13 protein-coding genes and 1 riboswitch are annotated in these 13,903 nt (G+C 67.0%); of the genes, 10 read left to right on the top strand and 3 right to left on the bottom strand.

Annotated features, from left to right (window positions below; all coding sequences use genetic code 11):
- Positions 1-276: an Lrp/AsnC ligand binding domain-containing protein gene (locus tag HYG77_RS03245; protein WP_109335029.1), complete on the bottom strand. Its 276-nt coding sequence runs from the start codon at positions 274-276 to the stop codon at positions 1-3.
- A complete protein-coding gene (locus HYG77_RS03240; protein ID WP_208963266.1) occupies positions 273-2,033 on the bottom strand; it encodes a DEDD exonuclease domain-containing protein in 1,761 nt (586 codons plus the stop codon). Before HYG77_RS03240 ends, HYG77_RS03245 begins: the two co-directional genes overlap by 4 nt.
- 500 nt (positions 2,034-2,533) lie before the next feature.
- A riboswitch (cyclic di-AMP (ydaO/yuaA leader) is annotated at positions 2,534-2,696 on the top strand.
- A 14-nt stretch (positions 2,697-2,710) separates the two neighbouring features.
- Between HYG77_RS03240 and HYG77_RS03235 the strand changes: the two genes are divergently transcribed.
- From HYG77_RS03235 to HYG77_RS03220, 4 genes are all read left to right on the top strand, one after another.
- Positions 2,711-3,250, top strand: coding sequence for an NlpC/P60 family protein (locus tag HYG77_RS03235; RefSeq protein WP_208961825.1), 540 nt, complete (start codon positions 2,711-2,713; stop codon positions 3,248-3,250).
- 375 nt (positions 3,251-3,625) lie between these two features.
- Positions 3,626-4,678 carry a C40 family peptidase gene (locus HYG77_RS03230; RefSeq protein ID WP_208963265.1) on the top strand — a complete coding sequence of 351 codons (1,053 nt, stop codon included), beginning with the start codon at positions 3,626-3,628 and terminating at the stop codon, positions 4,676-4,678.
- 49 nt (positions 4,679-4,727) lie between these two features.
- Positions 4,728-6,110 (top strand): hypothetical protein, encoded by a 1,383-nt coding sequence (locus HYG77_RS03225; protein WP_208961824.1) that lies wholly within the window; start codon positions 4,728-4,730, stop codon positions 6,108-6,110.
- A gap of 43 nt (positions 6,111-6,153) precedes the next feature.
- Positions 6,154-7,281: a glycosyltransferase family 4 protein gene (locus HYG77_RS03220; RefSeq protein ID WP_109329224.1), complete on the top strand. Its 1,128-nt coding sequence runs from the start codon at positions 6,154-6,156 to the stop codon at positions 7,279-7,281.
- Between the two features lie 60 nt (positions 7,282-7,341).
- Here the strand turns inward: HYG77_RS03220 and HYG77_RS03215 are convergent, their stop codons facing one another.
- Positions 7,342-9,153: a long-chain fatty acid--CoA ligase gene (locus HYG77_RS03215; protein ID WP_208961823.1), complete on the bottom strand. Its 1,812-nt coding sequence runs from the start codon at positions 9,151-9,153 to the stop codon at positions 7,342-7,344.
- 172 nt (positions 9,154-9,325) lie between these two features.
- On the opposite strand from HYG77_RS03215, the gene HYG77_RS03210 reads away from it, so the two are divergent.
- From HYG77_RS03210 to HYG77_RS03185, 6 genes are all read left to right on the top strand, one after another.
- Positions 9,326-9,706, top strand: coding sequence for a polyketide cyclase / dehydrase and lipid transport (locus HYG77_RS03210; RefSeq protein ID WP_109335031.1), 381 nt, complete (start codon positions 9,326-9,328; stop codon positions 9,704-9,706).
- A gap of 153 nt (positions 9,707-9,859) precedes the next feature.
- Positions 9,860-10,297 carry an SRPBCC family protein gene (locus HYG77_RS03205; protein WP_109329228.1) on the top strand — a complete coding sequence of 146 codons (438 nt, stop codon included), beginning with the start codon at positions 9,860-9,862 and terminating at the stop codon, positions 10,295-10,297.
- Positions 10,294-11,535 (top strand): ArsA family ATPase, encoded by a 1,242-nt coding sequence (locus tag HYG77_RS03200; RefSeq protein WP_208963264.1) that lies wholly within the window; start codon positions 10,294-10,296, stop codon positions 11,533-11,535. The genes HYG77_RS03205 and HYG77_RS03200 overlap by 4 nt, the downstream gene beginning before the upstream one ends.
- On the top strand, positions 11,532-11,933 hold the full coding sequence (locus HYG77_RS03195; protein ID WP_109335034.1) for a hypothetical protein: 402 nt from the start codon (positions 11,532-11,534) through the stop codon (positions 11,931-11,933). The genes HYG77_RS03200 and HYG77_RS03195 overlap by 4 nt, the downstream gene beginning before the upstream one ends.
- Before the next feature lie 64 nt (positions 11,934-11,997).
- Positions 11,998-12,993 carry an ROK family protein gene (locus HYG77_RS03190; RefSeq protein ID WP_109335033.1) on the top strand — a complete coding sequence of 332 codons (996 nt, stop codon included), beginning with the start codon at positions 11,998-12,000 and terminating at the stop codon, positions 12,991-12,993.
- Positions 12,994-13,120: 127 nt separating this feature from the next.
- Positions 13,121-13,876 (top strand): lysophospholipid acyltransferase family protein, encoded by a 756-nt coding sequence (locus tag HYG77_RS03185; protein ID WP_109329230.1) that lies wholly within the window; start codon positions 13,121-13,123, stop codon positions 13,874-13,876.
- Positions 13,877-13,903 lie beyond the last annotated feature (27 nt).

Raw genomic sequence — 13,903 nt, 5'->3', positions numbered from 1 at the left:
TCATTCGCCGATGGAGAATCCGGCCTCGACATCGGCGCTCGAATAGGACTGGAACGCGATGTGCGTTGCCGTCCTGGACACTCCGTCGACCTTGTTGATCCCCTCGGTGACCACTTCAGCGATCTTCGCGTGGTCCCGGACCCGCACGATCGCGATCAGGTCGATGTCGCCGGCGCAGGAGTAGACCTTGTCGACGCCGTCGATATCGGCGACGGCCTGCGCCGTTTCCGGGATGCGGCGAGCTTCGGCGTGGATCAGGACGATGGCGTTGATCATGAGTGCCACCCTATGTGGTGGGGAACAGCGTCGGGCACAGGCGCTCGGGACTCCGGTTCGGGTGTCGGTTCACTGCCGGCGCGGGCCCGCTCGCACCACTCCGCCCACGATCCGGCCCCCCGCGCGGGTTCGCAGTATCCCGCGGAGGCGCTGACTATGCGGGTGCCCTCGCTATCGAGCCAGCGGGCCAGCAGACCGGCTTCCTCGGGCGAGGCCCCGCGGAGCGGCGCATCATCCGGAACGACGGTCTCTGCAGCGAGCACCAGAGCCTCGACCACCGGCATCGGGTGTATTCCGCGCCGCGCACGCCCGGAGGATGCGAGCCGGCCGTGCCGGATCACGGCGAACTCCCAGCCTCCGGTGGCGGCCCGGCGGGCCGCCACGATTTCCTCGAGCGCGGTGAGGGCAGCCAGCCGTTGCATTCTGCGCAGTGCGAGGGCCACGTCGGCAGTGCGGTCGCGCAGTCGGGCGGCGTTCTCGAACAGCTCGTTCGCCGCGAGCGCGTCCAGCCGTGTGCGCATCCGCCGCAGTGGCGTGTCGTCGGCGCCTCGCAGCAGGTGACGGAAGAGTCGGGGGCCGGGGCTGTAGTCGTCCTCGGTTTTCAGACCCTGCACGGCCGCCGGGCACGGGGCGAGTTCGCGCGGCGGACATTGCGGTCCATGTTCGCGTCCTTTCGGTATCCGGGTGGTGCAGGTTCGCAAGACGCAGTACTCGGCGAGCGTCTCTGCGACCTCGACCGCGGTGGAGCGGGAGCGGAACGGGCCGAGTGAATCCGGAGTGGGAGTGCGTACGACGGACAGTCGGGGAAAGGCCTCGACTGTGAGTGTGATCCACCATCCGCGCTTCGGATACTTCGACCGCCGGTTGTACGGCGGCGTGTGTGCGGCGAGTAGGCGCAGTTCACGGACACCGGCCTCGAGCGCGTGCGAGCACTCCACATGATCGATCCGCGTGGTGAGCGCCACCATCTCCTTCATCCGTCCACGCGTCTCGGACCCGGTGAAGTAATTGCGTACCCGGCGCCGCAGATCTGTCGCCGTTCCGACGTAGAGCACCTCGTCCGAGGGGCCACGGAACAGGTACACCCCCGGGGCGTGCGGTAGGTGACTGGCGAGGGTGCGCTTGGCTCGCTGGTGGGAGGAAACGTCGGGAAGGTAATCGACGAGTTCGGTGAGACTGTGCACTCCCTGGTTGCCGACCCGATCGATCAGAGCGTGCAGGACGTCGACGGTGGCGCGGGCGTCGTCGAGTGCGCGGTGAGTGGGCTGTGTGCTGACGTCGAAGAGCCGGGCAAGGGAGGACAGCTTCACCGACGGTGCTTCGTCGCGGGTGAGGACGCGGCGCGCCAGCTTGACCGTGCACAGCACCGTGAACTTGGGCCAGGGGGTGTCGGTGGCCGCCGCGGCGGCCTTGAGGAAACCGGTGTCGAAGGGAGCGTTGTGCGCAACCAGCACCGAGCCGCGGGCGAATTCCAGAAAGGCGGGCAGTACCCGCTCGATACGCGGGGCGTCCACGACCATCGCCGTGGTGATTCCGGTGATCTCCACGATGTGCGGCGGGATGGAGCGACCCGGATCCACGAGGGTGGCCATCTCACCGAGTACTTCGCCGCCGCGCACCTTCACGGCGCCGATCTCGGTGATCGCGTCCTCCCCGGGCCGTCCACCGGTCGTTTCGAGATCGACGATCACGAAGGTGGTATCTCGCAGCGGGGTGTCGAGCTCGTCGAACCTCAGTTGCTCGAACTTCGGTTGCACGAATTTCGGTAACTCGGGTACGCCGGAAACTCTCACAGCCCGGAGCGTATGGGCGGGTACCGACAAGCCTCTTCCGACGAACACTCGAGAGGCGAGAGACGAGGATCACACTGCCTTTTCCCGGCTCGTCCCGGAGTGCGGTAGCGGGCAGCGATTGTCGTGCAGTGGGTGTGCCTCGGGCGGACGACGACAGGTGTTCGGCCTCGGCGACGCGTTGCGGGTCTCCTATCGAGGAAGGGTATGTGAACTGCAAGGATGCGGGGTCGGCGAAGGCTCGTCGCGAAAAGGTCGGGCGAAATCGCCACAGCCGCTATCGAAAAGAGATCGGAAACCAACCGGCTGTTATCTCGCTGTTATCGGAACCCAGGTACAGGCGCCCGCGGCGGGTATCCCTGCGCCCGATGGGCAATCTTCGCGTGTCCCGGTCGACATCCGGGTACTCCATTTCGTAACCTTCCTGAGACCTAGCGGAGTCTTGCCGCCCCACACCGGGACAGCATCGCTAGTCACCGCCTAATCGGCTTCTCGTGAGAGGGCCGTACCGGGAACCCAAGTTTCTACTGGGGTGAATCCTGCCGGGACGTTCGTCGGACCGGTGGGTAGGGCTGATCTTCCCAGCCCGAACCCGTCAGCTAACTCGGTCGGCGGACGAATGGAAGAAACGGAGTACCCCTTTCGTGGCGTCACAAGTTTCCAAGCGGAATGTGCGGCGGGCAATCGTCGCCAGCGCTCTTGCAGTAGGTGCGCTCACCGCTAGCGCAGCCCCGGCCGCTGCGGACCCCATCACCATCCCCGGAATCGGAACCTTCGAGATCCCGGGCGTCGTCATCCCGCAGGTCCCCGGAGCGCCCGCTCTGCCCGCGCCGCCCGCGTCCTCCACCGGCGATAAAGCTGTTCAGGCAGCTCAGAGCAAAATCGGTGCCCCGTACGTCTACGGCGCCGCCGGTCCCAATTCGTTCGACTGCTCCGGTCTCGTGCAGTGGGCGTTCAAGCAGGCCGGACTCAACCTGCCGCGCACCAGCTACGACCAGGCCGCGGCCGGGACTCCCGTCGCGCAGTCCGATCTTCGTCCCGGCGACGTCGTGTCCTTCTACGGTGGGTCGCACTCCGGTATCTACGCCGGCAACGGCAACGTGATCCACGCCTCGACCGAGAGTCAGCCGGTCAAGTTGGCGCCCATCGCGTCGATGCCTTTCGACGGCGCACGCCGCTACTGATCCAGGCGCGTGGCACACGCATCTCCGGGACTCGCCCGGGGATGTACGGGGTAGCTTCGCAGGATCGCGCACGACCACCGAGGGTGGGTTCGAATCGCCATTCGAACCCACCCTTTGTGACATTTCGGCGCCCTGTCACCGTCGGAAATGCGCCCCGGTGGCGTCTGTGCCACGAGGCTGCTTCGGAGGTGGACACGAACGTATGCCATTCCGTAACCTATCCGAGACCTTGCGAACTCATGTCACCCGAACCGGACGACAACGCGGGTCGCCACCTCTTCAGCATTCCGTGGCCGTGCGCGACCGCGGACCCTCGTGTCGCGCATCGCATCGCGTCTCGGGTGGTGGAGATCGATGAACGGAGAACCGCATTCCGTGGGCTCGAACAAGATGAAGCGCTCGCTGCGCAGCATGCTGACCGTGGGCGTCCTGTCCCTGACACTCACCTCTCTGCCCACCGTGTCGGCGGGCGCGGACCCGGTGATCACCAACCCAACGGAGGCACTGGCCAAACTCGGTGATCTCTCCCGGCAGTCCGAGCAGACGTCCGAAGCACTCCACAACGCGCGGATCGACCTCGACGCCAAGTTGGCGGCACAACGTGACGCCGAGGCGAAGCTCGCCGGTGATCAGGGGGCTCTCGACGCCGCCAACGCGCGTATTGCGGTGTTCGAGCCGGTGGTCAACAAATTGGCGACGGCCAATTACCAGGGAGCCCGCACCAATAGGCTCTTCGCGGTGATGGTCAGTGATTCGCCGCAGCAACTTCTGGACCAGATGTCGGCTCTCGACGTCATCTCCAACGAGACCCGCAACCAGGTCGCGCAGTTCCAGGCAGCGACGTCGGATGCGGCGAAGGCAGCGGAAGCATCGAAGCAGTCCGCGGACACCGCCCGGTCCGCAACCGAGCAGGCCAAGGCGCTCAGCGACGATTTGCAGCGCAAGCAGAGTGACCTGCAGGCACAGATCGGTGAGGTGATGAAGGCGTTCGGTGACCTCACGGGCGCCGAGCGTGACCAGTTGGCCGGTACCCCGTTCCCGCCGGGATTCGATCCGAACACGATCCTCGCCCACCTCACACCGGGCTCCGGGTCGAGCGCACTCCAGGCTGGGATGACCCGCATCGGCGACCCGTATGTCTGGGGCGCCACCGGTCCGAACGAGTTCGACTGTTCTGGTCTCGTGGTGTGGGCTTACAAGCAGGTCGGGAAGGCGTTGCCGCGGTCGAGTCAGGCGCAGGCCGGCGGGGGCACCCCGGTGTCGCGCGATCAGCTCCAGCCCGGCGACGTGGTCCTCTTCTACGATGACGCCTCTCACGTCGGCCTGTATGCGGGCAACGGCAACATCCTGCACGCGTCCACATTCGGTGTTCCGGTGAAAATCGAGTCGATGGCCAGGTTCCCGTTCTACGGAGCACGCCGCTACTGACGGTGACCGTCCCGCAACCGCGCGGGGGCATGCTCATACACTCACCGGCGTGCCCGAATCAGAGCCGGCGACCGCCGGGGAGCCGACATCACGCCGCCGGGCGCGTCCCTGGGAACTCGCCGCCCTGGTAGGACTCGTTCTCGCCGTCGTCGTCGTACTGACTTTGACTGGATTCTCGCGAACCGGCGAACGCACGGACGGCGCCGTCGGCAACGCCGACACCGCGGAGCAGAGCCGTCGCATCGCGGTGCAGACCCTTCTGGATCGTTGGGCGGAGGCAGTTCGCTCGAACGATCCGGCAGCCTTGTCGCAGCTGATGGATGCGTCGGCATCACCCGGATTTCTCGCCGCGGAGACGCGGCGAGCCGCGAATCTCGCGGCTGTCGAATTCTCGGACTGGGGATACGAGCTCGCCGACGGTACCGCGACCGAGGTGCCGGAGAGTGAGGTGCCGGAGAGTCTGGTCGACGCGCTCGGCGCCGACGAGGTGTGGTCACCCGCGGTTCGGCTCCGCTATGCGATCGCGGACGTGGACGTGCTTTCCACCCGTAAACCTGTGTCACTGGTCGTCGCCCGGCGCGGTGATCGTTGGACCCTGGTGAGCGACAACGCCACAGTGGACGGGGATCATCGGACTTGGCGTGGGCCGTGGGATTTCGGCCCCGTGGTGTCGCGCCGCGTGGACACAGGCGGCGGACTGACGTCGGTGGTGCTGGGGCACCCCGACAACGCCGCAATGGTGGACCGGCTGGCCGAAGAACTCCCGTCTGCGGTGGTCAACGTCACGCAATTGTGGGGGCCGGGCTGGGCTGGTAGGACGCTCGTGTGGGTGGCGGCGTCGCAAGACGAGTTCACGGCGCTGGTCGGCCCGGATCACGACGGACGTGACATTGCCGCCGTCGCGATCTCGGATGCCGTCGACCCGGAGGCAGCAGCGGTGAGCGGACAGCGGATCGTGTTCAGCCCGGCGTCGGCGGAGCGCCTCACCGAGGTGACCCGCCGGGCGATCCTGCGGCACGAACTGACCCATGTGGCGGCGCGGGCCGACACGGTGGATCGCTCGCCGATGTGGGTGCTCGAAGGGTACGCGGAGTACGCGGCATACCGCGGTTCCGACGAGGAGAAACGCCGGATCGCACCCGCGCTCACGGCGCTGGTGGACGAGGAAGGCGCACCGCAGGAGTTCCCCCGTGACGAGGACTTCTCTGCGGCAGGTGAGCGCGGGTCCATCGCCTACGAGACGGCGTGGTCCCTCAACGCGTTCGTGGCAGAGGAATTCGGTGAATCGAACGTGACGCAGCTGTATCGTGCGCTGGCCGTCGGGGAGAATGACCCCGTGCAGGTCGACGACACACTGACCGAGGTCCTCGATATCGATGCCGATCAATTCCGGGACGAGTGGGCCGACTGGGTGGGCGCCCGACTGGGGTGACCCTGCGTCGCCCAGCGCCTGGTCAACCGCCTACGGTGGTCACATGCGTCGAACCCTGTTGGTGACGAACGATTTTCCGCCCCGCCCGGGTGGTATCCAGTCGTACCTGCACACCTTCGCCAAGCACTTTCCGGCGGACGACCTGGTGGTGTATGCCCCGCGGTGGCGGGGCGACTCGCATGTCACCTTCGATGCGCGACAGCCCTTTCCGGTGGTACGCCATCCCACCACGCTGATGGTGCCGACACCGTTCGTGGCCCGGCGCGCCGCGCGGCTGATCGAGGAGTACGGGTGCGCGAATGTGTGGTTCGGGGCCGCCGCGCCACTCGCCTTGCTCGCTCCGACCCTTCGCCGCGCGGGCGCCCAGCGCGTCATCGCCAGCACGCACGGGCACGAAGTGGGCTGGTCGATGCTGCCCGCCGCGCGGCAGGCGTTGCGGCAGATCGGTGAGCATACGGACGTCGTCACCTACGTGAGCCGCTACACCCGTGGCCGCTTCGCGTCCGCATTCGGTGCGGGCGCCGCGCTCGAGCACGTGCCGCCGGGGGTCGACACGGAGCGGTTCGCGCCCGACAGCGGCGCTCGGACGGAATTGCGGGCCCGGTACGGGCTGGGGGAGCGGCCGACTGTCCTGTGCCTGTCGCGTCTGGTGCCGCGCAAGGGGCAGGACGTTCTCATCCGGGCCCTCCCGACCATCCGTGAGCACATCGACGGTGCGGTACTCGTGATCGTCGGCGGCGGGCCCTACGAGGACCGCCTCCGGTCCATAGCCCGGGCGGTGGGTATGGAGGACCACGTGGTGTTCACCGGAACGGTCCCGTCGGCCGAACTGGCGGCACACCATACGATCGCCGACGTGTTCGCCATGCCGTGCCGCACACGGGGCGCGGGACTGGACGTGGAAGGCCTGGGGATCGTGTTCCTCGAAGCATCCGCCAGTGGAGTCCCCGTGGTCGCGGGACAGTCGGGTGGTGCACCGGAAACGGTGCGCCAGAACGAGACCGGGCTCGTCGTCGACGGCACGTCGGTGAACGAGGTGGCCCGTTCGGTGATCGCGGTTCTCGCCGACCGCGATCGCGCGGCCGCCATGGGTGCGGCCGGACGCGAATGGGTCAAGGCGGAGTGGCGATGGGACGTACTCGCCGCCCAGCTGCGGGCACTGCTTGCGTGAACCGCCCGTGAGTACTTCTCAACCGCGGGCGGTTGAGAAGTACTCACGGGCCGGAGGGCACTACTTGGCGTAAATGGCGGCGATCTCCTCGGAGAAGCTCTCGTGCACGACGTTCCGCTTGAGCTTCATCGTGGGCGTGAGTTCGCCTGTCTCCTCGGTGAAGTCAACGGGCAGGACACGAAACTTCTTGATCGCTTCCGCGTGCGAGACGAGTTTGTTGGCTTCGGCGACCGCCTCGTCGATCTCCGCCGTGAGATCGGCGTCGGCGAGTAGATCGCCGACCTTGGTCTCGGCGGGCTTGCCGTTGCGCTCGTTCCACGCGGGGAGGGCGTCGGCGTCGATCGTGATCAGAGCGCCGATGAACGGCTTCTGGTCGCCGACGACGATGGCCTGGCTGATGAGCGGGTGCGCACGAAGGTGATCCTCGAGCTGCGCGGGGGACACGTTCTTTCCACCGGCCGTGACGATGATCTCTTTCTTGCGGCCGGTGATCGTGATGTAACCGTCCGAATCGACCGACCCGAGGTCGCCGGTGTGGAACCAGCCGTTGTCGAGTGCCTCGGACGTGGCGGCCTCGTTGCGCCAGTATCCGTGGAACACCACCGGTCCCGACAGCAGGATCTCGCCGTCGTCCGCGATGCGGACCGAGTTTCCTGCGAGGGGTTTGCCGACCGAACCGACCTTCTGTTCGCCGATCGTGTTGACTGCGAATGCCGCTGAGGTCTCGGTGAGACCGTAGCCCTCGTAAATCGTGATGCCGATGCCGCGGAAGAAGTGGCCGAGCCGGGCGCCGAGCGGTGCGCCGCCCGAGATCGCCAGCTGGCACTTTCCGCCCAGCGCCGCGCGTAGCTTCGAGAACACCAGCTTGTCGAACAGTGCGTGCTTGGCCTTGAGGACCAGTCCCGGCCCGCCCTTGTCCTGAGCTTCGCTCCAGGCGATGGCCGTCTCGGCGGCCGCGTCGAAAATCTTGCCCTTGCCCTCGCCGTGGGCCTTGGCGCGGGCACTGTTGTACACCTTCTCGAAGACACGGGGCACCGACAGGATGAAGTCGGGGCGGAACTCGCCGAAAGTGGGGACCAGGTTCGGTATGTCGCTCGTGTGTCCGAGCGCAGCACCCGCGTCGAACGATGCGATGCTCACTGCCCGCGCGAGGACGTGCGCGATCGGGAGGAACATCAGCGTGCTCACACCGGGGGACTTCAACAGGGTGCCGAGGCTCGAGTCGAGGATGCCCTTCGACTCGGCGATCAGATTCGAGTGCGTCAGCTGGCAGCCTTTGGGGCGACCGGTGGTACCGGAGGTGTAGATGAGAGTCGCGGGGTCGCTCGACTTCAGAGCCGCGACCCGGGCCTCGATCTCTGCGTCCGGGACGTCGATGCCGAGCGTGGTCAGTTCGTCGACGACGCCGCGCTCACCGCCGGCCGCCTCGATCTGGTAGACCCCACGCAGCGCCGACGCCTCGGCGGCGACCTCCTTCACGGTCGCCGCATGCGTGGCGTTCTCGACGATCAACTGGGTGGCTTCGGAATCGCCGAGGATCCAGCGGACCTGCTCCGCCGAGGAGGTTTCGTAGATCGGGACGGTAACGCCGCCGGCGGACCAGATGGCGAAGTCGAGGAGCGGCCACTCGTACCGGGTGGCGGACATCAACGCGACCCGATCTCCCTGCTGGACGCCCAGGGCGACAAGGCCCTTCGCGACCGCGGTGACCTGTGCCGCGAAATCGGCGGCCGTGACATCGGTCCAGCTTCCCGCGACCTTCCGCTTGTACACGATCAGCGCCGGACGGGCCGCTGCGTGGGCGAACACCGAGTCGACCGCGGACGCGTCCTCCGCGATTGTGAACGACTGTGGCGCGCTGAACTCGGGCACGAAAAACCTCCGACGCTGAAAGATACTGACGAGTAGGATTGTCTGGCTCAACTTTAGACCTTCGCCTGCACCTGGCTGTCCCAGCCCGACGGACCCCTGCTCAGTGCCTGTTCTCGGCCGCCGGAGGAACCACGCGGCGATCGCGGCGCGGCAGTGTGTGAAGCTAGTCGCTGTGAGCAGTATTCAGGTCGCAGACCAGACGTTCGTTGCGGCGCCACCCGCGCAGGTAGCGGCGGCGATTGCCCCGCCCACCCGGTGGCGACGGTGGTGGCCCGACCTCACTCTGTCCGTCCGCGAGGACCGTGCCGACAAGGGGATCCGGTGGGTCGTGGCCGGGGCCCTCACCGGAACGATGGAGGTGTGGCTCGAACCGGTGCTCGACGGGGTGATCGTCCACTACTTCCTGCATGCCGAACCGGCCCGGAGCGAGGGCGACGGTTCACCCGACCTGGCTGCACTGAACCGTCGCCGCCGTGTCGAGGGGAAAGAGATGTCCTTCGAGGTCAAGAAGGAACTGGAAGCGGGTCGCGCGCCCGGGGAACCACCATCCTGACCTGGCGACCTTCCCCGGGGGCGCCGTCAGCATTGTGTCCGAGCACAGGAATCGTGTGTGATAGTCGGGCACGACACAGTCACGGAACCAAGTAACAGTGTGGCCCGGCCATCGGCGCGCGGGATCGCACACGCGAAAGGAAGCGTTCAGTCCATGCCCGAGAGGACCAAGAGGTCGATCAGTATCGAGGCGCCGGCCGCCCGGGTGATGGATGTGATCGCCGACTTCGACGCGTATCCGGCGTGGGTGACGGCAGCGAAATCCGTGGAGGTACTGGACCCGGGGCCGAACGGCAGGGCCGATCGGGTGCGCTTCGTCCTCGATGCGGGAATGGTCAAGGACACGTATGTGCTCCGCTACCGATGGGCGCCGGACGGCAAGGCCGTGAGCTGGGAGCTCGAGTCGGGCGAGATACAGAAGGCGCAATTCGGTTCGTATGTGCTCGAGGAAGAATCGGGCGGCAGTACCACCGTCACCTACGAACTGACCGTGGACCTCACCATCCCGATGATCGGCCTGTTCAAGCGCAAGGCCGAAAAGGCCATCACCGATACAGCGCTCAAGGAACTGAAGAAGCGGGTGGAAGGCTGATCAGCGAGGGCGGTAGCGGTCCCGCACGGGTCCAGTTCTTCGTTGGCAAGGGCGGTGTGGGTAAGACCACACTCGCTGCCGCGACGGCGCGGGCGGCTGCGGACAGTGGTAGTCGGACACTTCTCGTTTCCCTCGATCAAGCGCATTCACTCGCCGACGTCCTCGGTGTCGGGTCGGCACGGGACCTCATGTCGGCGGCCGACTGTCTCGACGTCATCGAACTGGATACTCTCGCCGTGCTGGAAAGGCGCTTCAGGAGCGTGTCGGCACTGATCGCCGCCGCAGGCAACCACGACCACGGCGCACAACTGTCGGCACTGGAACCCGAGGAGTTGACGGGGCTGCCGGGTGTGCAGGACGTGCTGGGTTTGCGGGAGGTCGTCGGCTTCGCCACCAGCGGGCGGTACGACACCGTCGTCGTGGACTGCCCACCCACCGCGGATGCGCTGCGGATGCTCGACGCGCCCGCGATGACCCTCGACTACATCGAGCGGGTGTGGCCGCAGCATCGTCGGATGATCGCCCTGGTGGGCACGGATCCGCGGCTGGTCATGCTGGTCTCGTTGCTCGAGCAGGTGGTCTCGGCCGTCGGCGAGGTCCGAGCGTTGCTGACGAACCGCTCGAAAACCACTGTGCGACTGGTGACCGCGCCCGAGCGGGTGGTGCTCACGGAAACTCGCCGTACCTTGGCCGCGGCGGCGCTCTCGGACCTGCGGGTCGATGCCATCCTCGTGAACAACCTTCTGCCGCAGTTCGATTCGACTGAGCAGGGAGATGGTCCCGGAGTCGCCTGGCTGAGGCGGCGACGGGCGCTCCAGCAGAGGGTGCTGGCCGAGCTCACCGCGTCGGTCGGAGCGACCGTGATCCGCACGGTGACCCGTTCGGTGACGGAGCCGGTAGGGTTGGCCGATCTCGGCGATATCGCCAGGGAGTTGTATACCGACGGCGCGGACGCGGTTGCGGTGCTGGGGAAGAACCCTCCCGCAGTGCGGGTGAGGCTGGAATCGGGGGCCGGTGTGGATTCTGTGTACACGATGCGGATGTATCTGCCGCTCGTGAATCCGTCGACTCTCACCTTGGGTCGAGTGGAGGACGATTTGGTGGTGGGTGCCGAAGGGGTGCGCCGGCGTATACGGCTCGCCTCCGTCCTACGCCGATGCGTCGTTGCCGGCGCGGAACTGGACGGCACCGACCTCGTGGTGCGCTTCACCCCGGACCCTCAGGTGTGGCCGGTATGAACGACGATCACGCCCAACTCGTCGCGGAACTGCGGGCGCTGGCCGAAAATGCCCTGGAGCGACTCGAACCGATCCTGCAGCGCGCCGCGGCACCCCACGCGCAGGATGGACCGAACGATCCGGCGGCGGGCACCGGCGAATGGTCGGGGTGCACGTGGTGCCCGGTGTGTGCGCTCGCGGCGTTGATTCGCGGAGAACAGCACGACCTCGTGACACTTCTGGCGAATCAGGGGACCGTGCTCATCGCGGTTCTCCGGCAGATACTCGACGAGCATCGTGTGCACGACACCCCGGATGGCCCGCAGGCCCCGGACCCTCCGCCGGGTAACGCCGAGGACGCACCACGCGGTCCCGCCGGATCGGCGTTCGTCCCCATTTCGGTCACCATCAAGCAGTGACCGCCGACGCCCTGTCCGCAGATCTCGTGCGCGCGGGCGGCCCGGCGTGGGCACAATCATGTCCATGAATAACGGCGCGGGCAGCGACACGGGCGGCAGCTCGCCACTGACCATCGGCATCGACGTCGGCGGGACCAGCATCCGTGCTTCGGTAGTCGATGCGAGTGGCGAGGTTCTGGACTCGCTCCAGTCGCCGACACCGGCGTCCGCGAAGGCTCTCGAGAACGGCCTCGACCGGGCCGTGCGGGAGCTGTCGGGGCGACACAGTATCGCCGCTGTCGGGCTGGCGGTCGCCGGATTCATCACCCCGGACCGCACCACGGTGCGGTTCGCGCCCCACCTGCCCTGGGTGGGTGCACCGGTAGGGCGGGACCTGGGCGAGCGGCTGGGCCTCCCGGTGATCCTCGAGCACGATGCCAATGCCGCCGCATGGGCCGAGCACCGTTTCGGCGCTGCGGCCGGAGGTCGGAACGTCGTGATGCTTGCCGTCGGGACGGGCATCGGGGCCGCGCTCCTCGCGGACGGGCAGCTCTACCGCGGCAGCCATGGTGTCGCACCGGAGCTCGGGCACATTCAGGTGGTTCCGGGCGGCCGTCCGTGCGCGTGTGGGAAGCGCGGGTGCTGGGAGCGGTACTGCAGCGGTACGGCCCTCGTCGACACGGCGATCGAGCTGCTGGCCGCCGACCCGACGACCTCGACGATCCTCGCCCGTGAAGTCGCCGTCGATCCGGGTGCGCTGACGGGACGCCGGATCGCAGGCGCCGCCCAGGACGGGGACCCCCTGGCCCAACAGACGATGCGGGAATTCGCGCGCTGGCTCGGGGTGGGGCTGGCACTGATCGGCGACGTGTACGACCCTGATCTCATCGTGATCGCAGGCGGCGTGGCAAGCTCGTCCCCGTTGTTTCTCGACGCGGCACGCGAGCACTACGCTGCATTGACCACCGGCGCGGGCCACCGGCCGTTGGCGCGAATCCGGTCGACTCAACTGGGCGAGGCAGCGGGCATGATCGGTGCCGCGGAACTCGCCCGAGCCGTCCTGCCCGACCGGGTAGGTTGACTCCGCTTCGACCCCTGTAAACCTGCAGTGTGATGCTGTGCGGGGTACCAGGGCGTATGTAGCGGCCCTCACCTACCCGAAGTAGAGTCGACCCGAACGAAGCTTGGGTTGCAACGGGAGGGACGCCATGTGGTACTGGCTCTTCAAGTACGTGTTTTTGGGGCCGGTTCTCTGGATTTTGGGTAGGCCCACGGTGGAGGGAACGGAGAACATTCCGGCCGAGGGTGGTGCCATTTTGGCGAGTAACCATCAGGCAGTGCTGGATTCATTCTTCCTTCCGTTGCGTGTCTCGCGCAGGATCACCTTCCTCGCGAAGAGCGAGTACTTCACCGGGACCGGACTGAAGGGCGCCTTCCAGCGCTGGTTCTTCTCCGTCGCCGGGCAGGTGCCGATCGACCGCACCGGGGCCGACGCCGCGCAGGACGCGCTGAATGCCGGTCTGCGCGTGTTGTCGCAGGGGAAGTTGCTGGGCATCTATCCGGAGGGCACCCGTTCTCCGGACGGCCGGCTCTACAAGGGGAAGACCGGACTGGCGCGGTTGGCGCTCGAGTCCGGTGTGAAGGTCATCCCGGTGGCCATGATCGGAACGGCGAAGGTCAACCCGATCGGTTCGCGGCTATGGCGTCCAGCGAAGGTGACCGTCCGGATCGGGGAGCCGATCGATTTCTCCCGGTTCGAGGGAATGGGCGGCAATCGGTTCGTCGAGCGAGCCGTCACCGACGAGGTGATGTACAAGCTGATGAAGCTGTCCGGTCAGGAGTACGTCGACATCTACGCGGCGACCCTCAAGAAGTCGACGCCGACCGGCCCGACTGCGGTGCCGGAGGCAGGACTCGCCCCGGCCACCGACGTCACTCGGATGCCGGACACACGCGCGAGCTGACTTGCCACGGCCTCAGGACACGGGGAC

The sequence above is a fragment of the Rhodococcus sp. ZPP genome (assembly GCF_017656075.1).
Lineage (GTDB): Bacteria > Actinomycetota > Actinomycetes > Mycobacteriales > Mycobacteriaceae > Rhodococcus_F > Rhodococcus_F oxybenzonivorans.
Note: the sequence above shows the minus strand (reverse complement) of the source record. Positions and strands in the feature narration are given on the sequence as shown.